The 25,699-nt window shown below is 50.5% G+C and carries 16 protein-coding genes and 1 pseudogene; 10 read left to right on the forward strand and 7 right to left on the reverse strand.

The features are described 5' to 3' along the window. Positions 1-407 precede the first annotated feature (407 nt). The 8 genes from QJQ48_RS20165 (at position 408) to QJQ48_RS20205 (ending at position 12,055) form a co-directional block, all read left to right on the forward strand. Positions 408-1,757 carry an ABC transporter substrate-binding protein gene (locus tag QJQ48_RS20165; protein WP_346293046.1) on the forward strand — a complete coding sequence of 450 codons (1,350 nt, stop codon included), beginning with the start codon at positions 408-410 and terminating at the stop codon, positions 1,755-1,757. A 107-nt stretch (positions 1,758-1,864) separates the two neighbouring features. Continuing rightward, positions 1,865-2,782: a carbohydrate ABC transporter permease gene (locus tag QJQ48_RS20170; protein ID WP_346293047.1), complete on the forward strand. Its 918-nt coding sequence runs from the start codon at positions 1,865-1,867 to the stop codon at positions 2,780-2,782. Between the two features lies 1 nt (position 2,783). After that, on the forward strand, positions 2,784-3,605 hold the full coding sequence (locus tag QJQ48_RS20175) for a carbohydrate ABC transporter permease (RefSeq protein WP_346293048.1): 822 nt from the start codon (positions 2,784-2,786) through the stop codon (positions 3,603-3,605). A 53-nt stretch (positions 3,606-3,658) separates the two neighbouring features. Further along, positions 3,659-4,867: an ABC transporter ATP-binding protein gene (locus QJQ48_RS20180; RefSeq protein ID WP_346293049.1), complete on the forward strand. Its 1,209-nt coding sequence runs from the start codon at positions 3,659-3,661 to the stop codon at positions 4,865-4,867. Continuing rightward, entirely contained in the window at positions 4,821-6,320 is a 1,500-nt protein-coding gene (locus QJQ48_RS20185) for a mannitol dehydrogenase family protein (protein ID WP_346293050.1), read from the forward strand. Before QJQ48_RS20180 ends, QJQ48_RS20185 begins: the two co-directional genes overlap by 47 nt. Before the next feature lie 83 nt (positions 6,321-6,403). Beyond that, on the forward strand, positions 6,404-7,444 hold the full coding sequence (locus QJQ48_RS20190; RefSeq protein ID WP_346293051.1) for a zinc-dependent alcohol dehydrogenase family protein: 1,041 nt from the start codon (positions 6,404-6,406) through the stop codon (positions 7,442-7,444). 874 nt (positions 7,445-8,318) lie between these two features. Beyond that, entirely contained in the window at positions 8,319-8,681 is a 363-nt protein-coding gene (locus QJQ48_RS20200; protein ID WP_346293052.1) for a PAS domain-containing protein, read from the forward strand. A gap of 206 nt (positions 8,682-8,887) precedes the next feature. Further along, positions 8,888-12,055 (forward strand): hybrid sensor histidine kinase/response regulator, encoded by a 3,168-nt coding sequence (locus QJQ48_RS20205; RefSeq protein ID WP_346293053.1) that lies wholly within the window; start codon positions 8,888-8,890, stop codon positions 12,053-12,055. 92 nt (positions 12,056-12,147) lie between these two features. Here QJQ48_RS20205 and QJQ48_RS20210 read toward each other — a convergent pair. The 3 genes and pseudogenes from QJQ48_RS20210 to QJQ48_RS20220 all read right to left on the reverse strand — a co-directional run. Then, positions 12,148-12,624, reverse strand: a pseudogene (locus QJQ48_RS20210) (cation:proton antiporter domain-containing protein); the annotation flags it as partial. A 411-nt stretch (positions 12,625-13,035) separates the two neighbouring features. Continuing rightward, the gene (locus tag QJQ48_RS20215; protein WP_346293054.1) at positions 13,036-13,350 is read right to left on the reverse strand and encodes an STAS domain-containing protein; all 315 of its coding nucleotides are present in this window, start codon (positions 13,348-13,350) and stop codon (positions 13,036-13,038) included. A 48-nt stretch (positions 13,351-13,398) separates the two neighbouring features. Beyond that, complete coding sequence (locus QJQ48_RS20220; protein WP_346293055.1) at positions 13,399-15,789, reverse strand: glycosyltransferase family 2 protein; 2,391 nt, start codon at positions 15,787-15,789, stop codon at positions 13,399-13,401. Between the two features lie 467 nt (positions 15,790-16,256). Here QJQ48_RS20220 and QJQ48_RS20225 point away from each other — a divergent pair, with 467 nt between their 5' ends. Then, positions 16,257-17,285: a hypothetical protein gene (locus tag QJQ48_RS20225; RefSeq protein WP_346293056.1), complete on the forward strand. Its 1,029-nt coding sequence runs from the start codon at positions 16,257-16,259 to the stop codon at positions 17,283-17,285. A 167-nt stretch (positions 17,286-17,452) separates the two neighbouring features. Here the strand turns inward: QJQ48_RS20225 and QJQ48_RS20230 are convergent, their stop codons facing one another. The 3 genes from QJQ48_RS20230 to QJQ48_RS20240 all read right to left on the reverse strand — a co-directional run bounded on the left by QJQ48_RS20230 (position 17,453) and on the right by QJQ48_RS20240 (position 21,705). Beyond that, positions 17,453-18,745: an MFS transporter gene (locus tag QJQ48_RS20230; protein WP_346293057.1), complete on the reverse strand. Its 1,293-nt coding sequence runs from the start codon at positions 18,743-18,745 to the stop codon at positions 17,453-17,455. Positions 18,746-18,993: 248 nt separating this feature from the next. After that, complete coding sequence (locus QJQ48_RS20235; protein WP_346293058.1) at positions 18,994-19,779, reverse strand: CHAT domain-containing protein; 786 nt, start codon at positions 19,777-19,779, stop codon at positions 18,994-18,996. Between the two features lie 60 nt (positions 19,780-19,839). Beyond that, positions 19,840-21,705 carry a trypsin-like peptidase domain-containing protein gene (locus tag QJQ48_RS20240; RefSeq protein ID WP_346293059.1) on the reverse strand — a complete coding sequence of 622 codons (1,866 nt, stop codon included), beginning with the start codon at positions 21,703-21,705 and terminating at the stop codon, positions 19,840-19,842. A gap of 903 nt (positions 21,706-22,608) precedes the next feature. On the opposite strand from QJQ48_RS20240, the gene QJQ48_RS20245 reads away from it, so the two are divergent. Continuing rightward, a complete protein-coding gene (locus tag QJQ48_RS20245; protein WP_346293060.1) occupies positions 22,609-24,120 on the forward strand; it encodes a pentapeptide repeat-containing protein in 1,512 nt (503 codons plus the stop codon). Between the two features lies 1 nt (position 24,121). Here QJQ48_RS20245 and QJQ48_RS20250 read toward each other — a convergent pair. Beyond that, a partial coding sequence (locus QJQ48_RS20250) for a WD40 repeat domain-containing protein (protein ID WP_346293061.1) occupies positions 24,122-25,699 on the reverse strand: 1,578 nt, incomplete at its 5' end.

The following is a 25,699-nucleotide window of genomic DNA, read 5'->3' on the forward strand; positions in this document are numbered from 1 at the left end:
CAATCATTGCCCTCTCAGAAAATTTTATGTTGAGTATATCCTCAACGAAAGAAAAACTGCTCAAATTTTATCGCCCCGGTCGGGGTCTAATCTCCTGGCAGCCTCCGCCAGCTTGAATTAATTAATATCCAGTAACACAATGCCTGCCCCTTTTCTGGCAAAACGGTGGGCGAATTTCCTTCACCTTACCTGTGATCAGGAAGGTTTTGCCCTGAAAGTTATAGGTCGCATTGGCGCTCATATCACCTGCCTCCAAATCAAGAATTGTTGCGAATCTTTCTGCCCGTCTCATTTCTGGGAGAGACACCAGTAAGATTCCATTATTGAGCTTTTGCTCAAAACAAGAGCATAAAATCAATCTTTGTTTATTTTTGAGTTAATCCTTTGAAATAGAGAGGAGCCGTGCGATGCACCTATTTCGCCGTGTCAAAGTGCTGGTGGCATTCCTCATTGGCCTCCTGTTGGTACAGCTCGTGAACGCCTGTTCGGTAGGTCCCCAGGCAGAGGGAAAAACCCGATTAACCATCGCCACCGTCAACAACGGCGACATGGTGATTATGCAAGACCTGTCGAGTCGCTTTGAGGCTGAAAACCCGGATATTGAGCTGAACTGGGTAGTTCTGGAGGAAAACATTCTGCGCCAGCGCACCACTACCGACGTTGCCAGTCAGGGGGGGCAGTTCGATGTTCTGACTATTGGTTCTTACGAAGTTCCCATTTGGGCTAGGCGGGGCTGGCTGCATTCCCTGGACGGGCTACCCGCTGAGTATGACGTGGATGACCTGATAGACCCGATTCGCACCGGACTTTCCTATGAAGACAGCCTCTATGCAGTGCCCTTCTATGGCGAAAGCTCGATGCTCTACTACCGCACTGACCTGTTTGACCAAGCCGGGATCACAGTGCCGCAGAATCCCACCTACGAGCAGGTGGGCGAATGGGCCAAGCAAATTAACGATCCGGCCAATGACGTCTATGGTATTTGTCTGCGGGGCAAGCCAGGCTGGGGAGAGAATGTAGCCTTCCTCACCACTATGGTCAATACCTTTGGCGGGCGCTGGTTTGATATGGACTGGAATCCTACTCTTGACACCCCCGAGTGGAAAGAGGCGGTTAATTTCTACGTCGATACCTTGAACCAGTACGGTCCCCCTGGGGCCAGCTCTAACGGCTTCAACGAAAACCTGGCTCTGTTCTCGACGGGTAAATGTGGCATGTGGATCGATGCCACCGTCGCGGCTGGCCTGCTCTCGAATCCGGCAGAATCGCAGGTAGCTGATGTCGTGGGCTTTGCCCGCGCTCCGGTAGCGTCCTACCCCAATGGTTCCAACTGGCTCTGGGCTTGGTCTTTAGCTATTCCCGCCACCTCACAGTCACCGGCAGCGGCCGAGCGTTTTGTGACCTGGGCCACCTCTAAGGAGTATATCCAGCTCGTGGCGGCTGAGTATGGCTGGGTGGCCGCCCCTCCAGGTACCCGCCAATCGACTTATGAGAATCCCAACTATCGGGAAGCTGCCCCCTTCGCGGACATCGTACTAACCTCCATCCAGTCTGCCGATATCACCAACCCTTCCCCCGAACCAACGCCCTACAAGGGGGTGCAATACGTGGACATTCCTGAGTTCCAGGCTATTGGTACCCAGGTCGGACAACGCATGGCCGCAGCCCTCGCTAATAAATCGACGGTCGATCAGGCGATCGCGCGATCGCAGAACGTCGCCGAACGGTTCATGCGCCATACCGGGTATATCGAGTGATTGGGAAGTTTTGAGTTTTTAAGCTGAGTTCTTGAGATTGAAAGTTCAACGGTCAAAGCTCAAAACTTTCTCACTTTTCCTTCGTTCACCTTTATCCTTTCTCAACTATGACTTCCTCTATCGCAACCCCTTCCCATTCGCCGCCACCGACCCGGACGCGATCGCACCAACGCATCCCGGCCCGGCTGCTGGTGGCGCCCTCAGTGATCGCGCTGGTGCTCTGGATGGTGGTGCCGCTGGCGATGGCTATCTGGTTTGCCTTCCAGCGCTACAACCTGCTATTGCCTGAGAATCGCGAGTTTATTGGCTTAGAGAACTTTACCTACATCCTGACCGACTCCGCTCTGTGGGTTTCTATCGGCATCACGCTGGTACTGGTGGTGTCGGTGCTGGTGATTACGATTGGCCTCGGTACTCTGCTAGCAGTGCTGTTTAACCAGGATTTTGCTGGGCGGGGTGTGGCGCGGGTGCTGGCGATTTCGCCATTTTTCGTCATGCCCACGGTGAGTGCCCTGATCTGGAAAAACATGCTGATGCACCCAGTAAACGGGCTATTTGCCCAAATTACGCGGGGCTTGGGCCTGGGGGCGATCGACTGGTTTGCCGATTTGCCGCTGGTGGCCATCATCATCATCGTCTCGTGGGAGTGGCTGCCCTTTGCCCTCTTGATTCTGCTGACGGCGATTCAGTCGCTGGATGCGGACCAGATGGAGGCGGCACGGATGGATGGGGCCAACTCTATGGCACTGTTTCGGTTTGTGGTGCTGCCCCACCTGAGCCGGGCCATTTCCGTCGTGGCGATGATTGAAACGATTTTCTTTCTCACTATCTTTGCCGAAATCTTCGTCACCACCGGAGGCGGCCCTGGACTCGCTACCACCAACCTGGCCTACTACATCTACCTAAAGGCGCTGCTGGAATTCGACGTGGGCGGGGCATCGGCAGGCGGCTTGATTGCCGTGGTGCTGGCCAACATCGTGGCGATTTTTCTGATGCGCAGTGTTGCTCGTAATTTGGACACCTGATATGGCAAGTAATTCCTCTCGTCAATGGCTGATTGCCCTGTTGGGCTGGCTAGTGGCCTGCCTCTTGTTCTTCCCAATTTTCTGGATGTTCATCACCAGCTTCAAGACAGAAGTGGCGGCGGTGGCGACTCCGCCCCAACTCTTCTTTCAACCCACCTTTGAGAACTACATCGCCGTGCAGGCCCGCGCCTCCTACTTCAACTTCGCCTGGAATAGCGTGGTGATTTCGATTGGGGCCACGATTCTGGCGCTGCTGCTGGCGATTCCGGCGGCCTACGCCATGTCGTTTTTTCCCACGAAGCGCACCAAGGGCACTTTGCTGTGGATGCTCTCCACTAAGATGCTGCCTGCGGTTGGTGTGTTAGTGCCGATTTATATCCTGGGGCGGGAAACGGGACTGCTGGATACCCGCATCGGCCTGATCATCATTTATACGCTAATTAATCTGCCGATAGTGGTGTGGATGATCTACAGCTTCTTCAAGGAAGTGCCGAAGGAAATTTTGGAAGCCGATCGCATGGACGGGGCGTCCACCTGGCAGGAAGTAGTGCACGTGCTGCTGCCCCTAGCTCTACCGGGCATTGCCTCCACCGCCTTGCTGTCCATCATTCTGTCTTGGAATGAAGCCTTTTGGAGCCTGAATCTGACCACCTTTGATGCGGCTCCACTGACGGCCTTCATCGCGTCATTTTCCAGTCCCCAGGGGTTGTTCTGGGCCAAACTGTCTGCCGCTTCAACGATGGCGATCGCCCCTATCTTGATCTTCGGCTGGATCAGCCAGCGACAACTGGTCCGAGGTCTCACTTTTGGGGCCGTTAAGTAAACACCGTTTTGCACATTTGTTTTGCACATTTATCGACCTAAGGTGAGCGACCCATGTCTACTGTCACATTGCGAGACATCCATAAAGCCTACAGCGATTATGAGGTGATTAAAGGCGTTGATTTAGATATCAACGATAGGGAATTTGTCGTTTTCGTTGGCCCTTCCGGCTGTGGTAAATCCACTCTGTTGCGGATGATCGCGGGGCTGGAAGATATTACCTCCGGTGACTTGCTGATTGATGGCGATCGCATGAACGAAGTACCGCCCGACAAGCGAGGTCTGGCAATGGTGTTTCAGACCTATGCCCTCTATCCCCACATGACCGTGGCCGAAAACATGGCCTTCAGCCTGCGACTGGCAGGGGTTTCCAAAGAGCGGCGGATGGAGCGGGCCCGTGAAGTGGCCCGGGTTCTGCAGCTAGAGCCATTGCTCGATCGCAAGCCCAAAGCCCTTTCCGGCGGTCAGCGGCAGCGGGTAGCCATTGGTCGAGCCTTAGTCCGCAATCCCCGCGTATTCCTGTTTGATGAACCGTTGTCTAATCTGGATGCGGCCCTGCGGGTGCAGATGCGGATTGAGCTGGCGGGCCTGCACGAAAGTCTGCAGTCCACCATGATTTATGTCACCCACGACCAGGTGGAAGCCATGACCCTGGCAGACAAGATTGTGGTGTTGCAGGGCGGCATCGTCGAGCAGGTGGGTTCTCCTTTAGAGCTGTATCACCATCCCCGCAACCTATTTGTAGCGGGGTTCATCGGCTCGCCCAAGATGAACTTCCTCTCAGTACAGACCGTTGGCGTGCAAGATTCAGGTACCGTCGTTCGGCTCCCCGGCGATGCCAGCGTCACCGTGCCCGTGCAGCCCAAGATGCTCTCGGCAGGCGATCGCGCTACCCTTGGCATCCGCCCTGAACACCTACGGATTGACGCTCATAACCCCACGCTGATGGGCGAAGTGCTAGTAGTTGAACGACTAGGGGGCGAAACCTACCTCTACGTCAAAATCGCTGGGGGCGATACCTTCATTGTCCAGACCGATGGCGACAACCGGGCCAAGGTGCGCGATCGCGTGCCTATTCACATCGACGGGACTTTGTGCCATCTGTTTAACGTCGAGGGAATGGCAATTCCCAAAGCCGAGCGCCATCACCTCACCGCTCAGTCCCAGCATCCTGAAGTCACGCCAACGCAAACCGCAGCCTCCCAAAAGCAAACCTATGAACAGCAACCCCAGCCCAACCAAATCCCTCGTCAAGCTGACTGAGGGGAACCTCTCACATCTGCCCGAACTGGTACGCATTCCGAAGTACGATCGCAGCCAAGTGACTCACGGCCTCGTCCATTTTGGGGTCGGCGGCTTCCACCGGGCGCACCAGGCGCTGTACCTGGACAATTACCTGGAGCAGCACCCTAACAGCGACTGGAGCATCTGCGGCGTCGGTCTGCTGGAGTTCGACCGCAAAATGCGGGATGTCATGCACTCTCAGAACTGTCTGTATACCCTGGTGGAGCGATCGCCCGCTGGGGACAATGCCCGCATCATCGGCTCCATCAGCCAGTACCTGTTTGCCCCCGACGATCACGAGGCTGTCATTGCAATCCTAGCAGCCCCCCAGTGCCGCATCGTCACCCTGACCATCACCGAAGGCGGCTACTACGTGGTTGAAGGGACGGGTGAGTTCGATGTTGGTCATCCCACCATCCAGCACGATTTGCAGAACCCGGATGAACCCCACGGCATTTACGGCTTCCTGGCAGCGGCGCTGAATCGGCGGCAACAGCGGGGTATTCCCCCCTTCACCGTCCTCTCCTGCGACAACCTCCAGGGTAACGGTGACCTGGTCGGCAGCATGCTGACGGCCTTCGCTAAACGGCAAAATCCTGACCTGGGCCGGTGGATCGAAGAGAATGTGGCCTTTCCAAACAGCATGGTCGATCGCATTACCCCGTCTACCACCCCAACCGATATTCAGATGGTGCGCGATCGCTTTGGCATCGATGACAGTTGGCCCGTGGTGGCCGAACCGTTCAGTCAGTGGGTAATTGAAGATAAATTCTGCGCGGGCAGGCCCGATTGGGAGTCTGTGGGCGTGCAGATGACAGACGATGTCAGGCCCTACGAAATGATGAAGCTGCGGCTGCTGAATGCCAGCCACTCGCTGATAGGCTATCTGGGGTCGCTGCTTGGATACAGCTACACGTCTGAGGCAATGGATGATCCGTTGATTCGTCAGGTTGTTGAACGGCTGATGGATGAAGTTTCGTCAACGCTGCCGCCGCTTCCCGGCATTCAGCTCGACCGCTATAAACAAACGCTAATCGAGCGGTTTGCTAATACAAAAGTGCGCGATCAGCTCTCTCGCCTGTGTCTAAACGGCTCGGACAAAATACCCAAGTTCATCCTTGGCAGCTTGAGGGATAAGCTGGCGCAGGATGGGGCAATTACCTATTTGAGCTTTGCGATCGCGCTCTGGTTCCGCTACCTCAACGGCAAAGATGAACAGGGTCAGTCGTTACCTATTAACGACCCAATGGCAACCCTGCTCACCGAAAAAGCGCTCATGGGCAAAGATGATCCGACACCGCTACTCAGCATCAGCCAAATCTTTGGCAACTTGTCTAATTCTAGAGAGTTCATAACGGCTGTCACCCACCATCTGCAACAGCTCTATGCACTGGGAACACAGGAAACAGTATCCCGACTTTTTGGAAAGTAATACAATTATTGCTGAATAATACGTAGCTGGGCATTGCTAAAAGAAATAGGGTACTCAGTGCCCTTGTCATTCGGAGATAGAAATTGAAGGCTGTAATCTATCGAGAATTTGGTGAACCGCTTGCTATTGAGAGGGTGCCAGACCCGACACCTCCAACTAGGGGCGTGGTGATCGACGTAAAAGCAACAGGGCTATGCCGAAGCGATTGGCACGGCTGGATGGGACATGATTCAAGCATTCGCCTTCCCCATGTTCCTGGGCATGAGCTTGCTGGTGTCGTTGAAGCTGTGGGTTCAGAGGTCACCAAGTGGAAACCTGGAGACCGGGTCACGCTGCCTTTTGTTTGTGGGTGTGGAGCATGTCCCCAATGCACCTCTGGAAATCATCAGGTCTGTGACTATCAGTTCCAACCGGGTTTTACACACTGGGGTTCGTTCGCCAAATACGTGGCGATTGATTATGCGGATGTCAATCTAGTTCGCCTGCCGGAGGAGCTTGACTTTGTCACAGCAGCAAGCCTTGGGTGCCGATTCGTGACATCTTTTCGGGCAGTAGTTGATCAAGGTCAAATTTCTCCTGGGCAATGGGTCGCCGTACACGGATGCGGTGGGGTTGGGCTTTCTGCCATCATGATCGCCAACGCATTAAACGCACATGTTGTTGCAATTGACATTGATAGCGAAAAACTGAACTTTGCTAAGCGTATCGGCGCTGATGCGGTACTCAATGCAGCTGAGGTCAATTCCGTTGCTGAGAGTATTCAAAGCATTACGGCTGGTGGAGCACACGTATCGATTGATGCGCTCGGGAGTACTGTGACATGTTTGAACTCAATTTTCGGCTTGCGCAAACGTGGCAAGCATATTCAGGTTGGCTTAATGCTGGGTGATGACAGTCGCCCCATGTTGCCAATGGATCTGGTGATTGCGAATGAATTAGAAATTATTGGTTCTCATGGGATACAAGCACACAGGTATTCCGAACTTCTCGCAATGATTCGGGCCGGTAAGTTGAAGCCAGAGATGCTCATCGGCAGAACTATTAGTCTCGAAGACTCTTTGGTTGAGCTTCCAAGCATGAGTAGCTTTAAGGGTACAGGCGTCACAGTAATTGATCGGTTCTAACACGACAGCCGCAAGCTCCTCAGGCTTACACGTTAAACCGCTTAGTGTCGTTACCAGCTACGTCAACGTATCGATATTGCGCCGAATCATGACCACTTCGTCAGCAGCATAAAGATTGGTAATGGTGGCTTCAACTTCAACACTGAGTGTTTTTCTATACAGCAATTTGCTCCAGTTCTAAAACTACTTCATGGCGGAATCCACTCTTTTGAGTCCGATGGATAAATCCGTAGATGACATTTTATGGAACTCAGTGACAATGGTGTTTTGATAATCTGATTCATCCTAGAACCTACGTTCCGCAGGTTGCTTTTTATTTTCAGGAGTGCATTAGATTTAAGGTCGCTGGAGTCATTGAAATCCCGTTGGTCATGCTTCAAAATCCGAGGCTGGTCTAAATTGCGAAATATTAAGGCCGTGGTTCAATAAAAAATATGACCTGAACCTAGAATGCTTGCTCAATAAGGTTTTCAAGAGTTGATGGCTGATATGCACATCAGAAATATACTGTCAACCTGCGGAATGTCGGCTAGAAATCAGCAACGCCAAGGACTTTATCGAGTCCGCACCGTCTACTGCCGAGCCTGACCCAAGATGGGTCAGGCACTCAGGCCCTTACCTCACATCAAAATGATTAGCTACGGGCTTGAGCACTTGCGGTTTGTTAGCGGCCCAATTAAGACGGGTAGCTTAGAGAAGAAAGTAACTCTATGTGATTCATAGACAGAAAGACTCAATCGTTTGTAGAGGCATGATGTTATCGCCAACACATTCAGGCTTTAGGAAATGGCGCATGACGACTATGCTTAGCCCATTTTTTGTATAGTTTACCCGCTTGTCTTCATCAACAGTAAAATTTTGCGAGGTCTTCTCAATGCGTATAAATCCCACCACGCTAACAGAACTGCAACAGGTTACAGATAGCCCCGTAGTCATCGCAGACAACAAAGGGCTAATCACCTATGTCAATTCGTGTTTTCAAGAGGTACTGGGCTGGACTCAGCAAGATTTACTAGGTAAGCTAATTACCACTTTATTACCAGAGGAATTTCGCGATTCTCACAATCTCGCTTTTTCCAGATTTCAATTCACTGAGAAAGCCACTGTTTTGAATCATCCGCTCAAACTCAAAACAATTACCAAAGATCGCCAGGAGATTATCACTGAACATTATATAATCGCTGAAAAAACAGCAGATGGCTGGGCTTTTGGTGCTATCCTTAAGCCGCTGACATAAAGGCTGCTTCCCTATTCTTTTTAGGACGGGTAAAGCTCTCTAGGCATAGCTGCGCTAAAGCGACAGCCTAATCCATGCAGGTGTTGACTTATGGCCTCAAGTAAGACTACGTCAACGTTCCTCAACCGCAACCTACATTTATGCATGTTTAACTGCGCATACTTACTCAGACAGTTTTTTGTACAAACGCGCTAATCTTTAGTCGCATGATTGATCCCTCTGCAACAATTTTAGAGCAGCTAAGAACCACTTTAGGCAAGATGGAAGTGGCGCTTGATGCTGTTACGGATGCAATTGTTTGGACCAACGAAAGCGGTAAGATTCAGTGGTGCAATGCTGCGTTCGAGCAGATGATAGGACAAAAGCAGCTGCTCCTTCTAGGCGAATACTTAGACAAGAAACTGCCGCTCTATCAAGATGAAATCTTGTTAGCCGCTGAGCAGCATCCCTGTAGCTTGGCCTTAATTCAGCAAGTTCAAGGAACTCAATGCTATGTCTTACAGTTAGAAGAGACAAAGCGAATACTGGAAATTTCTTGGGCACCTGTTCAGTTTGGAACAGACAAGATTGAATTAAGCGCTGTTTTAGCTATTCGCGATGTTACCGAGAAGAAGGAAGCCGAAATAGAGCTTGAACAATATCGCGTTCAGCTAGAATCAATTGTTGAAAGTCGTACTGCAGAATTAAAGGCTGCTAATGAGTGGCTTTGTCAGGAGATTGTTGAGCGCCAACGAGTAGAACAGGCGCTCATTTATAGTGAAGCTTCTATTCGCTCTCTCTATGAGGTAACGTCTTCTCCTAAACTAAGTTTTGAGCAATCAATTGAAGATCTGCTCAATTTCGGCTGCCAGCAATTCAACTTGCCTCTAGGGGCGCTGTCCTGTATTGAGTCTGACCAGTATACTATTCAGCTTGCTCGCCTACCTAACAAAACACTACTACAGGATATTAGCCTATCTTTAGATAGTACTTATTGCCAAGCTGTTATTGAAGCTGGTAAAACGCTATGCATTCTTGGCGCTAGCCATTCCACTTGGGCTAGCCATCCATGTTACAAAACTTTGAAGCTAGAGACTTATTTAGGCGCGCCTGTCTTCGTCAATGGGAAAGTCTATGGAACCCTAGCCTTTGCCAGCCAAGCGATTAGGGAAGAGCCGTTTTCTACAGTTGAGAAAGAGCTAATTAGGCTCATGTCTCAGTGGATTGGTCATGAAATTGAGCGACAAAAAACGGCAATTGACTTGGCCAAGGCCCGGGATGAGGCTTTAGCTGCAACCCAGGCTAAAAGCGACTTTCTGGCAACAATGAGCCATGAAATTCGGACTCCCATGAATGCAGTTATTGGCATGACGGGACTATTATTAGATACTTCTCTGAATGAAGAGCAATATAATTTTGTTAATACTATTCGTAGTGGTGGAGATGCGCTTCTCAATCTAATTAATGACATATTAGATTTTTCAAAAATTGAGTCTGGTCAGCTGGATCTTGAAGAGCATCCGCTTGATTTGCGTTGCTGTATTGAGGAATCTTTTGATATTATTGCCACTAAAGCAGCTGAGAAAAAACTAGAACTGGCTTATCAAATTGATTCTGTTTTGCCAAATATTTTGATCGGCGATGTTACCCGACTTCGACAGGTACTCGTCAATCTATTAAGTAATGCAGTTAAGTTTACTCAAGCTGGCGAAGTTGTCATCCTCGCAAATTTGCAGTCTTCCCCTGTGCGACTGAGCGATTTTTCGGTTCAATACGAGATTTGTTTTGCCGTACGAGATACGGGCATTGGCATTCCAACAGACCGGATGAATCGACTATTCAAACCTTTTAGCCAGGTTGATTCCTCTACTACCCGCCGATATGGAGGAACAGGTCTAGGGTTGGCTATTTGCAAGCAGCTAGTTGAAATGATGGGCGGAGATATCTGGGTCGAAAGTCAGCCTGGTCAGGGGACAACGTTTTACTTCACAATTCAGGCACACGCCGCCCATAAAGATAGTGGACAAAGCTCTCCTAGCAAACCTGTTCAAATGGCCGGTAAGCGGCTGCTAATCGTTGACGATAATGCGACTAATCGCCAAATTTTAGACAAACAGGCGCGAGCCTGGGGAATGTTAACGCGAGTAGCTCAGTCAGGTGCTGATGCGCTGTCTCTGCTTCAGCTTAAGGAATCTTTCGATATTGCTATTCTAGACATGCAGATGCCGGAAATGGACGGTTTGATGCTGGCTAAAGCTATTCATCATCTGCCGGAGTATAGCAATCTGCCATTGATCATGCTGACTTCAATTGGCAAGCATGAGATTAGCCAATCAGATCTGCAGCAGCATTTTGCCGCTTTTCTAAACAAGCCTGTCAAACAATCACAGCTTTTAGATATTATTTCTGATCTGTTTAGGGGGCGATCGCCGCGAGTTACCTCTGTGCAGACAGGTTCTGCAATGGACCATGAGCTTGCCACTAAGCTACCTTTGCGCATCCTAGTCGCCGAGGACAATAGCGTAAACCTCCAGCTATCCATTCAATTACTGAAGCGAATGGGTTATCGTGCTGACGTTGCGGGAAATGGATTAGAGGCCATCGCCGCACTGCAACGTCAGACTTACGACGTTGTGCTGATGGATTTGCAGATGCCAGAAATGGACGGCTTCACCGCTACTCATCAGATCTGTCAAAAGTGGTCGCCGTCAGAACGGCCATGGATCGTTGCGGTCACAGCTAATGCGATGCCAGGTGATCGTGAGGCCTGTCTCAAAGCTGGCATGAACGACTATATCAGTAAGCCCATTCGGATTGAAGAATTGGTGGGTGCCCTTAAAAGAGCGAAACGCCCTGTTAGCAAGACAGAAAATCTGCCTATGTGCAACACGTCGGGGCAGACAGAGCTAAGATTGCTTACCGCCACAGATGCTCAGCTAGTGACAAAGCCGGCTTCTGACAAGTTGCAAGCTGGAACGCTCAATTTTGCAGATGAGGACGCCAATTCACAGGTAGAACCATTCATATGCAGAAATTTGGTCGATTTACAACAGTTACAGCACATGCTGCTGCCCTTCGGCGATGAAGCAGCCCAGTCTTTGCGATCGCTCGTCAGTATTTACTGTCAAGAAACTCCCAAAATATTAGCAAAGATGCGTACAGCAATTGATCACGGAAACGTCAGTAAACTTAATCTACAGGCTCACTCACTCAAATCGAGCAGCGCTAGTCTAGGCGCCCAGCATTTGGCCAATCTTTGCAAATCTTTGGAGGCATTAGAGAACTCCGAGCAAATGCAGAAAGCGACAACCACACTTTTAGAGTTAGAAACCGCATATGAGCAGGTCAAGATCGAGTTAGAACAAGCCGTCAGCTTGTATCCGTTAGCTGACTGATCAAGCTAGCTCGATTGACAGTGACCTTGCTCCAACATCAGAAACAATCTTGACTGCTCAAGCTCTGAAGCTACAGGCAGGGCATTGACGAATCATTTAGAGGTAGACAGCGTAACCTCTTCGGCAAGAACTGCTTTCGACTGGTCTTTGAGAGAGAACTGCAGAAAGGGGGAGGCCAGAAAGGGGGTCAAAATCACCATGACGATGATAGCGGCTTCCAAAGGGTGATCCAAGACGACCGGCAGAGCCAATTCCAGCAAAGACTAAGTCCACTTCCCCGCGCGGAATCATACCGACACCAACAGCTAGACGATTGACGTTGGGCTAACCAGACACGGCCCAGCCTATGACGATACAAAGCTTTAATTAAAGAACTTATCAAGCAAAATAGCTCCCAGCAAAAAGGCGCTAGCGCTGATGAGGGGATAGACCACATTTAGCAAATCTACCTCACCAGTTTTGGCTAAACTGGCGACAACAGCTAGCACAGTGATGCCGAGCACGTCGTCGATTACTGCTGCCCCGACTGTAATTTGGCCTTTTGTTGACTTAAGCTGTCCCAATTCTGAGGTCCTGCCGTTCCCAAGATAAAAGGAGCCGCGAGCTTACGGCATCGTGGTCCATTCTTTGGGGAGGACTATTGAGCCGGGCGGCCCTCACCGCGATCGCCATCTGCGGGCGAGCCTACACGGTACCCACCTAGACAGCTAACTATGACACACTGGGAAACACCTGCCACATTTTCGGCTCCATAAGGACACAGACCAATCGAGCGGAGCTAAAGCATTGGTACCAGTCATAGGTCATCTACCTGCGGATCGCTATCCACTAGCGACCAGCTCAAGGCGATCGCCTGCTAACATAGCTTGAAAGCTCTCTTTAGCGGCAGGTGCGTTGCTTTGTATAGCTAACAATCTGACTCTTGTTAAGTTTACTAGTGCTGAAGCTAAGCTCAGTAATAAGCATAATCATAGCTAGCTTTAGACAGTTACTTCAAACTCCTCCAGGCTGCTATATGTCTTGAAAACGCGGTTCATCTTGGTCAATTCAAAAATCATTTGAACCTGATTTGAGAGGCCGCAGAGATAGAGTTCCTTGTTCTTAGCACGAAGAGATTTCAGAATGGAGACTAATGCGCCAATTCCAGAACTGTTCATGAAAGTAACATCTTCCATATCGATCAAAACAACATCAGTTTCGTCTTGAATGAACTCTAGCACCTGTAGTTTCAGTTCGTTCGTAGCTACACCATCTAAGATTCCGCTAGGCTTCACAACCTTAAAAAGAGGCGTCATAAAAATCTCCTTAATATTCAAAAAGCTATTTTTTGATTCACTTAAACCCTACGCAAATTGCATAGAAGCCTTTGGTTGCCAGCAGGCAGCTCGAATAACTGCGCTCAGCAACGCTATATGATAGACACCCCAGCCAAAGTTGATGAGGTAAGTCCAGGGACTATCACAATACCCTAGAAGCAGACAGGCAAGCCCCCATATCATAGCCAGCCCCGTTAAAACAGCAACCGCAAGCTGGATTCGCACTAACTTAATGTAAATCCCGGACTGTCGCTGTTTTGGTGTCACCTTAAAGTCAATTTTCTTGCCTCGAAAGACGCTTAAAACAGCTTGAATCTGAAGAGGGAATAGTGCGATCGCATACTGCTCGTTGCGCCATAATTCTCGCGCGGATACCTCCCAACCTATTGTTATAAATGTTAGCCGATTAATTACATAAGCTGGAATAAAATGTAGAGCAAAGTCAGCCCCATAGCTACTAACCGGGATCAGACCTGTGAAGAGAGAAATAATTGGGCAGACAAGGAAAACAGCGATAAAAAAACCGGCAAAGTAGCTATACATTGTCTGAAAATACTGTAGTCTCTGCCATACGGTAAGCCCTGGCTTCAACAAAGGATTGTCCCTTAATAGGACCTGAAGCGTACCCTGAGCCCAGCGCAGTTTCTGTTTTAGGGTTGAGCTAAGATCATCAGGTGCTAATCCCTCAGCCAGTATTTCATCATGATAAGCAGACTGCCATCCTGTAGAATGCAGTCGCATCGCTGTATTCATGTCTTCTGTGATACTGATGCTGGACAGACCCCCAATTAAATCAAATTCAGCCAACCGCTGCTCATCATTGACAAAATCATCAGCAAAATGCTGTAGCCCCATGTTGACTAGAGCTTCCCGGCTTAATACGGCATTTGTCCCTGTGTAGAAAGCAGAATTCATTCCGTCCTTGCCCTGCTGAATCGGCCCATAGAACAGGTGGGCATCATGGCCGAAGGGATCTTTTTTAGGCAGGTTGTGAAAAGCCTGAGGCGTTTGCACAAAAGCTACTCTGTTTAACTCATAGCGTCCTTGATCTAGGTTGAATCTAAAAAAATGAGGCAGGACTCTTTGTAAGAACTGAGTTTTAGGAATGTGATCGGCATCTAGGGTGAGAATAAAATCTCCTTGAGTTTCGCCGCAGAAAATAGCGTGATTGATATTTCCTGCTTTGGCATGGTGGGGACGTCCTTCAGGTTTTTCCCGAGCAATATATCGACATCGAGCCAAATCAGTCATAGCTTTTGTCTTGCTGTCAATTTTTCGCTCTAACGCCTGTACTTTTTCTTCTAAAACAGCGGTAGCAGTAAGTTGATCAGAATGACTCAGCAGCAGAAGCTCTCGCATACTCTGTAAATATCCAGCCTGTTGCCAATGAGCTGTTTTTGAAGAAGCTAACTGTGGCGTAAAAGATTTGACCAAAGTCAGACAATTCCTGTCGTCATGTGTCCGTACGTAGGACACATGATTGGCTAGCTGACTTAAAATACTCAGTCCTCGGCCCCGCTCAGCCTCTGCATCAACCTCAGCAGGCACTCTTTGCAGCTGTCCTTCAAAGTCAAAAGGTCTGCCCTGATCCCAAATCCGTAGAATAACAGCGCTGGTCAGAACAACCACTTCTAGCTCAATGGGTGTTTGAGGAGACAGATGTTTGTGAGCATGACAAATAGCATTGTCAAAGCCTTCTCCTAGTAGCGTTTGGCAAGCAAGCCAAATATCCTCCGGAACGATGGGAGATCTTAAGGTCTCAAACCAGCACATCACTTGAGACAGTTCCTGGTATTCGCTGTGTACCTGAATCTTTTGAGAAGTCAGCAGTCGCTCTACCGCCTCCAACTCTGGTCGGAGCTGTTGTAGCTGCTCTAGCCGACTTTGAAGAGAATAGCGCTCAGCGTTGAGCCGATTAGCTAGCTGCTGCAAGGCAGGCGTGCGTAAATCATTCAAGCAGAGCCGTTCTGCCATTGCCCGCATAGCAGGAGAATTACCATCATCTAGGATATAGATGCGCAACTTCTCTACCGGATAGTTCATCTGCAAAGCGGCACCCGCAGTCGCTTCGACAATTTCGGTAGGCTCGTTGTAGCAGGTAATAAAGACGTCAACTGTAGGATAATCAGATTCTGATAAGGCCGGAACTAAGTTACACAAGCTACGAACCTGACGCTGGATTGGTCGCCACAGACCAATCAGGAAAAGAGCACCGCCTAAATACATGTAAGCTTCGGCAAGGGCTAGAGGCACTGAGAACCAAACAACGTCCATATTCAGCGATTGCGTCCATCGCCAGTAGAGGTACCATCCACCAATGATCAGATTGATTACTGCTAGATAGCGGAAGAGCAAGGTGCGATCGCGGAGGCGAATCTGTATATTGTGTGTTAGCGGAATATTAGTGGGGCTGCTCATAGAGCTTAGGTAAGGTTGTAACTTGAATCACTACGAATACGCACGAACAGTTAGGGGCTTTTAGACTATGTGCTTAGTGCAGCTTGAGAAAGTTACTGGGAAAATTAAGCCAAATATCTAAAAACTGGAAAAAACCTCATTTCAGAATCTATGTCAATAGCTAAAGTAGACTTTTCTTTTGTTTTAACTGGTTGGCATAGCTCTCCTATCTAGCGCGGTTTAGCTCGTCTACTGTGAAAAAGGATCGAACTTTCTGCTTCCTCAGCACCCCAATTTCCGTAGTTTTCTGCTTGATATCGTGTCAGACTTTGGTAATTTTTTCGCTAGGAACAGCTATCCCTGCTGCCGCATATGGCAAACTGCAGCACCCTAAGAATTCCCGGCCTTACTTATCAGCTAACATACAAGAATACCCTGCTCAAACTGAGTCTGAATTAGAGCGCAGAACTGAGGTTATTCATGAGCCTTTGCCACTGGTAGATGAAAATCGCGCCATTTATCTGGCTGCCCCTGAAAACCTAAATCCCGGTCTTTATAGGCCGCCGGTAGAACCAGACGTACCGGATATTGAGCAGCCTAATCCTGCTCCAAATATTCCCCCTGAGACTCTCATAGAGGAAAAACCATCTGTACCGTTTTGGCAACTGGAAAGTCTCTCCGTTGACTTTTCAGACGCCTTCACAAACTTTAGTCAAGGAAATCGCTTTATAGAACCCACAGTTTCAGGTTTTCTTACAAATGGCGATCGCTTAGCAGTGACTTCCGGGCTGAATACCTTTACTCAGCCGGATACTCGTTCTGTGATCAATGTGCCGCTGAAAGTTGCTTGGACTCGTGAGATAGGCGATTTTACTACAACTTTGGGAGGCGGCATTGATCTGTTCGATCGCTTACCTACTGCGCTGAATTTTGCAGCTAACACTTCTGTGCCGTTAGGCCAGCAGGCAGTGCTTTCGTTCTTCGTAGAGCAGGGACCTTACAAGTTCAATGCCACGACGTTAAATAACCAAATTACTTCACTACGCTATGGGCCAAACCTGTACTGGCAAATTAACCAAAACACCAGTTTTTTTTCGCTAGTTCGCTGGGGGCATTACAACGATGGCAACCGCGAACAGCAGTCTTTTAGTCGATTGGAGCATAGAGCCGGAGATTTTTCGCTGGCAGCTAACGTGTTTAACTGGCGGTATCACCAGGATGCCGAAGTCTCGTCAGGCTATTTTTCACCACCTGATTTTCTGGTACTCAACGGCGAGATTGCCTGGGAAGGAGAAGTTCTTAACTGGCTAGACTGTCGATTGACCGCTTCGTGGGGCCAACAGCGTCTGACAGGAGATTGGACTTCTGCCTTCGGCTATAGCACTCAGTGCACGGTTGAGGTGACAGAGAGTCTAGAATTCGATCTCAAATATGCCTTTGACAACGTCATCAGCCAAACCGGCGGCAGCGCTTTCAACAACCGAGCAATCTCAGGACAAGTGCGGGCTCGATTTTAGTCAAAACACTTAACAACGCTAAAAGGCTATATGAGAAGTGGTAGAGGGTAGCTGTCGCTAACGCCAGTTGCCTAATCAACCCTTTATATGCAATAGTTATAGGCCATCTCTGAATTCAGCGACGCCGATATTGAAACGCTCAAGGTGTTCGTGCAACAGTATGTCAGCTAGAGAGTTTGTTCCGCTGGGGCCTTACTACCAGCTAGCTGCAGTCGCAGCCGCAGCAGCACTCCTCCGGCCACTAAACCGCTGCCAATTAGCAACAGCCAAAAGTTAGCACCCAGCGTAGCCGGATGATCCAAGGCCCAGCCGCCCACTGCCGGACCAATCAAAAAGCCAATGGCCCAACACTCTGACTCCAGGGAGAAATAAATCCCCCGCAAAGCCGTCGGTGCGATGTCACCTACTAAAGCCGAAGCGGAAGGAGCGTAGAGAATTTCAGCGGTGGCAATGCAGGCAAAAGCCACCAGAACAACCCCCAGGGCATTGACGGGCACCTGCCCTGCCAGCCAAATTAGGAAAAAGCTGCCGCCCCACAGTCCTAGAGATCCCAGCAGCATATTGGTTTGGGGGACGAAGCGCAGCCAGCGAATGACGGGGAGCTGCAGCAAAATCTTCAGCAGTGTATGCCAAACGAAAAAATAGCTGATGAACTGCTCTGAGAAGCCGCTGGCTGTATTGCCCCCCGGCACGAAATTAGACAGATATAGGGGCAGGGTACTGCTGAGCTGGGCGGCGTAGGTGGTGAAAAATAGGTTGGCGGCTAGGTAGGTGACCAGACGGCGATCGCGGAGAGCTTGCCACCAGTTTTGCAGCAGATTGGATGATGAGGTGGAGGGGCGGTGGGTTTCAGCGATCGCCCTAAAAATAACAACGGCAAAAATCAAGTAGGCCAGCCCCTTGCAGATAAACAGGGCCGGATAGCTGCCGCCAATGGCAATATACTGTCCAGCCAGGAGAGCACCCAGCCCCAATCCTAGATTGTCCGCTAGGCGAGTCAGGGCCATTGCTTCCGGGCGCTGTTCAGTCGTAGTCAAATCAGTCGTGATGGCCAAAGTTGCGGGCCAGTAAAGACTAATGCCCAGCCCCAGCAGCAGATTGCCCGCTATCAGCAGGGGAAACGTACTGGCAAAGGCCAGAAAAAAGCTGCCCGCCGCCGCGATCGCCGCCGCTAGCAGCAATGTCCGCCGCCGCCCGCAGCGCTCAGAGTCAATGGCGTTACCCGCCCAAAACCGCCCCAGCGTTCCAGAAATGCCGCCGCTACCCAAGGCCAAACCCACCTGAGTGGGGGAAAAGCCCAGTTCGTTGACGAAGTAAATGGAGGCATACACTAGGGTAAAGCCCTGACCGATGAACAACAGGAGCTGACCCGCCGCTAAAATCCAAATTTCTCGCCTCAGATTCGGTAGCCAAGCCCGAAATCGACTGAGGGGTTGCCAAGCAGGATCCGTCTGACCCATAAAATCGTTAGTAATCTATTTCCGAGTATGGCTAGATTCTGACGCAGTTTAGCCAAAACAGAAAACTATGCTCTTACGGCTAACATCTCTGCCGCTGAGTCTACTAGGTTAAAAATAAGGGTTCATCTTCAGCAACAGGCAATGAAGTTGTAGGAGATTAAGGAACATTTCAACACCCAACCCCCGTATGAGTTATGCTGTCGCTTTAGCGCAGCCATGCCCGGAAAGCTTTGCCCAACCTACAAATATCAGGTCCGCTTATTGAGGACCGGAAGCTGTTTTTTGGCGACGCCCCATAGCTGAACCGCAGCACAGCCAAACTGGTAGGCAAATTCAATAGATTCGCCAGCCCCTAGAGCATCATAGAAACTCACGGCAAACTCAATGGCGGCGCGATCGCCTAGGGCTTGACTCAGGCCAATCACGTAGGGAATTTGCTGGGCGATCGCCTCTGCCTGCCCCTGGGAATAGCAGGCATTAAGCAACACACACTCAATTTGATCAGCAAACAGCGCAAATAATCCCGCCAGCGCCTGGGCCTCAACTAAAGTCATCTGTCCCTGATTGTCTTCAAACACCAGCCCTTCTGGCTCCGGAATATCTGTCACAACAGCCACGCTGCGAGCCGACGCCAGCGGCGATTCTGGTATAGAGGCGGACTGTTGGCTATGACCGCAAAAGTGAACAACCTGCGGCCTGACCTCCAACAGCGATCGCTGAATGTCCCTCGGTCGCACCGCCCATCTCTGCTCCAGCACGAACTGATCGCGTTTTTGCGATCGCTGCAGGCCCTCGTGAATATCTCTCACCTCTTCAGCCAGTCGGCGCTGAGAAGTATTTTGAGGATTGGCCGACAAAATCAGGATTTTTTGAATGGGCAGATGACTACTTGTATCGCTGACAGAGTCAGAATTGGGCTGATTTGAACTGGCAGCTTCAGCGTAGTAAATGGAGCCAGAACCGCTAAGATTTTGAATTGAGCTGCCCGAAATGTGAAAAACATTCTCCGGCTGCGATTTTTCGGGCTGAGACATATTTTCTGAATCCCTATTTCCCTGTTTGTATTCTCCGCCAAGCCCGATGAATGAATAGACCTACAGGCTATTTACAGTCTGACTCGCTGCACTTCCATTCGCCAGCACCGCCGCCATCGGGTTCAAGCTCCGACTCCAAGCCATGATCCCGTTAACTAATCCGGCAACTAGCTGCTCAAACGCCTGCGGGTTGGCAGCCTTCTGCGCCACCGCTGCTGCAATCAGACTGCGATCGGCCGCATTCGTCCAAAAGCCTAGATTCAGCACTAAAGACGGCATCATTACATCCCGGCAAAAAGGCAAACCTTCGGCACTCTGCGAGTCATCAGCGCGGCTGCCGCGATTGGGCAACTCGTCCAGTAAGGCTTTAGTCAAAGCTTGCAGAACGATATCGCCGTGGGAGCGACGTTCAGACTTAAAGCCAATATAGTAAGCCGAGACGCCTCGCAGGTTGGGGTGTTCAGGATTGTGTCTGAGGGAAAACTGTAGCGCCACATCCCCAACCCGGTAGTCCTGATCAGTGCTGTCTTTGGGATAGCTACGGTTGTTGATCCAGTCGATCACTTTGAGCGGATCTTCGGATTCACTGGGGGCTATAAGAACTTTATAGCCGTTTGCCTGCAGCCGGATCTGAACCTGCTCAAGCACTGTTTTCAGCACAGTAAGCAGTTGCGGCTCTTGGCGAACAGCTTCTACATCTTTGAGAAAGTGCTTGGGATACTCTAAATCGCCAATAAACGACAGAAAAACCCGGCTGGGTCTAGCAGTGCGATAGTGAACATATTCATCTAGAAAGCCTTTGAGGCTGGGCTCTTGTTCAACCTGAAACTTTTCTAAATCTTCGACAATTTTATGAATGCGAATGCCTGCGCTGCCTCGGATTCTGCCGCGAGGACGCTGCTGGGGTGGCTGGGACTTGCCAATGGGCGGCACCACGTCGGCGAACTGATCTTCCACCAGTAAAGCGTGATGCAGAGCCACAAGTTCCCAGTCTCGATTCAAAACGGGACTCCCGGATGAGCCTAAGTCGCTGTCTGTCAGGTATTCGATTGCGTTTTCGTAGACCGCCTGTACCCGATTGTCAAACAGGGTGATTTCTTTTTGCCGACCGCGCGGATGGTGAATCAGGCTGACGGGTTCTCCCGGAAAATCAGCCTGGGTCATACGCAGCCTCAGGGCTTCGTCGCTAATCTCAGCTAGCAGCGTCTCACTAGCAATCATAGGCGGCAACACCATATCGGCCCTTGGATGCATTGGCAGCCAGCCGAAGTTATCGCCTGCGGCATAGTAATCAACTTTGTAGCGATCGAGCTCAGCCTGATCTACCAGCGGCTTGAGTTTGACTAAGCTGTAGTCAAGCGCCGGATTGCCGACGAAGAAATTAGGATCGAACTGATAGTTAACCGGGTGAAGCGATCGCTCTTTGGCGTCACGTTCATAATTGAACTGAGCAATACAGTCTTGCACAACAGCCGGACTCGACAAAACGTGGTGGTTCGTCAGCAGCCAATCGCGCCCCACTAAAAATCCGGTTGCAAAAGGAACGACAACGTCAGGATTGCTCTGATACTGCTGTCTCTGGCGGAAGTGTGGGTCCTGGCAGGCAATCTCCACGGCTTTACCCGTATATTTTCGCCAAAACGCTTCTTCTAACTGCAGGTGAGTCGAAATGGGAGACAGAATTTCAGGAAAATCATCGACGCTTTGCTGACCAATCAGTTTGATTAGATCCTCTAGCGCATAGCGACGACTAATGCGGCAAACGGGCGCACTGGCGCGTAAGCCTTTTTCTAAAAACGCGATTGGTAAATAGTCCGGCTGCCCAATCGATAAAAATTTAAATTGAGGCTGTATTTTTGTAGATCTAGAATTGAAAAATTTTATTTTTTCAAGATCCTCAATTTCTTTATCTATAAAAGCACTCACTTCTCCTCTTTCGGAAAAACTACTAGTTGCCCACTCACATAGCCATGGGCTAGCATTACAAGTTGCGGCTCGCAGTTCTTGGTTTTGGATAACTCGACTAAGTATCTTGTAGTATTTGACAGATTTCTTGGCTTTCCGGTTCTCAGTTTTCATATTCATAAAACTATTCCATACCCTTTTGCTAAACAATGTGGCGAACTCAGTAAAAAACATTACTAAAGATACAGGGCTAGCAATTCAGTTATAGTTAGCTGTTGGCTAGAGATACAGTTTTAATGTAGGGATTTAGAAATAACGAGAAAAAACTTTATGATTGGCAAAAAATTTTCTCAAAAAGACATTATCTGTAATCTCGAAGCTAAGGTTTTTGGACAAATGTCTAATCTCCATACGCTGCTCCTAGGAGCAATGCTGCTGCTATCCGCTGCTGCTGGCAGTTGTATTGGCGTTGCTGGAGGCTTCATAAGTCGCTTTATTTTTTATGAAAAGATTGGTTTATTTATGGGCTTCTGTATGGCTACCATCAGTGCTTTGTGGACTTTGCAGACGGCGCAATTAGGAGTAATTTCAGGTTTTTGGATTACTGTTCTCAGCGCAGTCCTATTACTTCCCCTATCGTTATTAATACCGGATATCGCTTGGGGCGATATAGCCTCAATATCGTTTTTTTCATTGGCAAGCTGGGTTTTTTCTACAATTAGCTTTTTGTTGATTGCTATTGCCTTTTCAACGACTGTTTTGGCAGTTGAAAGCAAAATTTTATTAAAGCTATTAGAAATTTTATTAAGTATAATAGCAATTTCTACAGCAGTACTAATTACAAATCAAGTTGGAGGTGAAGTCTCTGATGATTGGAGATCCGTAGTAGTTGACTTTAGGCTCATTAAGTTTGTATTAGGAAGTTTGGCTGGCGCCTTAATTGTCAGCAGTGCGTATTTAGTTACAACAAATGAAAAGCTCAATCATCAGTTTCATTTTTTAAGGAACTGGGCGATCGCGTTGCTGACAGTCGGCAGCACCTCTTTTTACGACCTTGATTTGAGTCACGTTAGCTTCAGAAATGCCAAGCTGGCTAACACCGATTTGAGAGCCGCTAAGTTCTATCGCACCTGTTTTCAAGGCGTCGTTGGCTTGGACAGGGCGCGGGTAGATAACCGCTATTTTGACTTGACCCATCCCCCGGTTCAACAGCTTCTCAGCCGGGGACACTGTCAGCAGCAAAACTTCGCCAAGCTGAATCTGCGGGGCGCTTTTTTGCAAAATGCGAACCTGCGCCAGTTCAACTTTTCCCAGGCCAACCTCACCGGAGCCGATTTGCGCAGTGCCGACTTACGCAGCAGCCATTTAGTCTGCACCCAAATATCAGCGGCGGATTTACGGCAGGGCGACCTGCGTTACGCCAACCTCACGGACGCCAATCTAACCGGGGCTGACTGCCGACTGGCCGACCTGCGCGGTAGCCTTCTGGTGAGAGCGCAGGCCGCCAATGCTGACTTCACCGGAGCCGACCTGAGCCAAGCCTGCATTGAGGACTGGAGCATCAACGAGCAGACAAATTTTACGGACGTGCGCTGCGACTACATCTTTCGTAAGTATCAGGCGGGCCAGCCAGCCAGTCGCTATCCGGTGAGCCGTAACTTTGAGGCCGGGGAGTTTGCCGCCCTGTTTCAAAAGCCTAAAAACGAAGTGGAACTGGTTTTCAAAGGAGAGTTTAGCTACAGCGCCCTCAGCCTAGCCTTTTACAAGCTGCAAACGGAAAGGGCCGAACTAGATTTAGTCCTGCAGGGAATCGAGCAGCGGGGCGAGCTGTGGATTGTCAAGATTACCAGCAGTGATTTGACCGCAGAGCAGCAGTTAGATCAGCTTTCTCAGGCTTACCAAGCCGCCGCCCAGTCAGACAGCTTAGAGCAAACTATCAAAGCCTCTCTTTACCGTGACTATGAGGCCACCAAACAGCGGCTGGCGGAAAGTCAGCAGCTCGTCCGCCAGCTCGCTGGCATTTCGGAAACTCAGGCCCAAGCCCTCGAAAACCTCAGCAAACAGCCTTTTGGCAATAACTTCTTTATCTCCGGCAGCACCGTCGGCAATCTCACCTCGCAGGGCAATATTAACTACACGGAGGCCGCCCATCAGGTACGCAGCCTGGTAGCCCCCACTCAAAACGCGGCCCAGTTCACCGCCCGCCTCGAACAGCTCACTCACCAGTGGAGTAGCCGCAGCGTTGCCACCACGCCCCAGGAACAAGCAGACCTGATCCAGCAGGTTTTGCAGCGCGAAGCCGAACAAGATTCGGCCTTTCGGCAGCAGATCATCGCTCAGAGCCAACTCTTAAACCAAAGCCTGCCGCCGGGTCAGATTGCCGATGCGATCGCAGCGATCGCGGCGCAGTTGACCTCTTCTACGGCCCAAGGCTGAACTACTCGATGGCACCGAGATTTTTCAGAGACGCGATCGCTCCGGCGCTCAGTCCGGTGATGCCGGTAATCTGAAGACCTTCGTAAAGCCGGTCAGGGCGAAACTGGCGCAGGCGATCGCCCGTCTGAGCATTCCAGAGACAGAGGGTGCCATCTAAGCTGCCGCTGGCTAAAAGCAGGGGCTGGCTGGCGGCTGATCGGGCAGTGTGAGCGGGCTGAAACGCTACCGTCGTAACTCCGCTCCCGTGTCCGGTTAAAACCTGTAGACATTGGCGGGTAGCAACCTCCCACAGACGCAGGGTGCGATCGCTGCGACCGCTCGCCAAAATCGAGCCGTCGGGACTAAAGGCCACAGCCCCGTGAATGCCCGTGTGTCCCTGCAGCAGCGCCAGACACTCGCCCGTCTCAGCCTCCCACAGCTTAATATCAGCGTCGTTGCCAACGCTAGCAAACAGGTGGCCTTGGGGATGAAAAGCAATGCCCCAAGTATGGCCGCCAGCCTCTAGCTGAGTGCGGAAGCACTCACCTGTCTCTAAATCCCACCAGCGGAGGACGCTGTCATTGCCGGCAGAAACGAAGTAGTGCCCCTGGGGATGAAAGTCCAGACCCAGCAGGTAGGTATCCGGATTAAGCTGGATGCAGCGGCGACAGGTCCCCGTATGCACATCCCAGAATAGTAAAAGGGCATCGGTGCTGCTGGCGCTGACTAAATCTCCCTGAGCGCTGAAGCCAAATGCCTGAATCCAGGACTGATTCTTCCAGAGGCTGTGCAGGCAGCGGCCAGTGGCCAGTTCCCACACGCGGATTTCACCATTGAGGCTGGCGCTGGCTAAAAGTTCGCCCTGGGGATGAAATGAGACTTTCCAAATGCTACCCGTGTGCCCCGCCAAGGTTTGGACGCACTGACCAGAGAGATCCCACAGGCGCACTAAGTTACCTAGACCGCCGCTGGCAATCAGATGCCCCTGGGGATGGAAAGCCAGCGATCGCACCCCCACGCCGTTACCCTGGATGGTTTTGAGGCACTGGCCAGAGATAGCCGGAACGCTATCAGCCGGAGCGGCTGTAGTAGCAGGTATCTGCGGGGCGATCGCGGGCGTCTGACTGACATCCCAGAATCGCACCGTCTGATCCATCGCCGCGCTGACTAGGGCCTGTCCTGGCTGCCATAGACCGGCAGCGGTATAGCCCGCAATGAAAGCAACTGCCCAAACGCTATCTTCATGCCCCTGCAGCACAGTCAGACACTGACCCGTGGCTACGTCCCAGAGCCGCACAGTGCGATCGCTGCTGGCACTGGCAAGCAGGCGACCATCGGGGCTAAAACGAACGCCGTAGACCTCGGCGGTATGGCCCAGCAAAGTTTGCTGACAGGTGCCCGTGGCCACATCCCAGAATTTGATCGTGTGATCAAAGCTGCCGGTGACGAAGTAACGGCCCTGGGGATGCAGGTCGATAGACCAAACCATGCCCGCATGTTCGGTCAGCGTATGGAGGCACTCGCCAGTGCTGACGTCCCAAATTTTCAGCAGGCAGTCTTGGCCGCCGCTGATTAGCCGCAGTGGCGGGGGGGGGCCGTC

It is taken from the genome of Sphaerothrix gracilis Ecp01, from assembly GCF_030405905.1.
Taxonomy (GTDB): Bacteria; Cyanobacteriota; Cyanobacteriia; order Phormidesmidales; family Phormidesmidaceae; genus Sphaerothrix; species Sphaerothrix gracilis.